We start from the raw sequence: 275 nt of genomic DNA on the forward strand, positions 1-275 counted from the left end.
ATCCGGTCGGTCGGGACCCCCTGGATCGTCGTCAGGGTGCCTTCGCACCGGTAGCTGTTCGCACCGGTGACGATCAGGAAGCTCGAGCACGTGTGGATGTCGTTGGTCCTGCTGTTGTTGGGCCTGGCCAGCGTCTGCGCCGCCGAGGCCCACAGGTGCGAGATCGCGCTGCCCACGAACTGGAAGGCCGAGCCGATGGTGCCGACGACGGCGCTGACGCCGGAGACGAACGACTGGCCCCACTGCTGGAAGGTCGAGCCGAGGTCCCATCCGGC

1 protein-coding gene is annotated in these 275 nt (G+C 68.0%); it reads right to left on the reverse strand.

Translation table 11 applies throughout. From position 1 onward, the window contains the following. Nucleotides 1–275, reverse strand: a 275-nt coding sequence (locus tag Q0L15_RS21150) for a hypothetical protein (protein WP_296606710.1), incomplete at both ends; no start/stop codon positions are given.

Source organism: Nocardioides sp., from assembly GCF_024509035.1.
In the GTDB taxonomy this organism is placed as follows: Bacteria; Actinomycetota; Actinomycetes; order Propionibacteriales; family Nocardioidaceae; genus Nocardioides.